This window comes from Mycobacterium sp. FW102-FHT13B02 (genome assembly GCF_058790275.1).
The window spans coordinates 1-539 of the sequence record NZ_JBYTCM010000077.1; the positions used below are offsets into that span (position 1 = coordinate 1).

At 64.7% G+C, this 539-nt stretch carries 1 protein-coding gene; it reads left to right on the forward strand.

Features of this window, described 5'->3' with window-relative positions; all coding sequences use genetic code 11:
• On the forward strand, positions 1-539 hold a 539-nt coding region (locus tag AC3WTE_RS32625; RefSeq protein WP_492443768.1), incomplete at both ends, for a type I glyceraldehyde-3-phosphate dehydrogenase.

Sequence of the window (539 nt, forward strand, 5' to 3'; positions counted from 1 at the left end):
GCGCCGGCCACCGGTGAGGACATCACCATCGTGATGGGTGTCAACGACGACAAGTACGACGGCAGCCAGAACATCATCTCGAATGCCTCGTGCACCACGAACTGCCTGGGCCCGCTGGCCAAGGTGCTCAACGACGAGTTCGGCATCGTCAAAGGTCTGATGACGACCATCCACGCCTACACCCAGGATCAGAATCTGCAGGACGGGCCGCACAAGGATTTGCGGCGGGCGCGGGCGGCGGCGATCAATATCGTGCCGACCTCCACCGGTGCGGCCAAGGCCATCGGCCTGGTGTTGCCCGAGCTCAAAGGCAAGCTCGACGGGTACGCGCTGCGGGTGCCGGTGCCCACCGGTTCGGTGACCGATCTGACCGCGGAGTTGGGCACGTCGGCGACGGCCGCGGAGATCAACGCGGCGATGCAGGCGGCGGCCGAGGGGCCGCTCAAGGGGATTTTGAAGTACTACGACGCGCCCATCGTGTCGTCCGATATCGTCACCGACCCGCACAGTTCGCTGTTCGATTCGGGGTTGACCAAGGT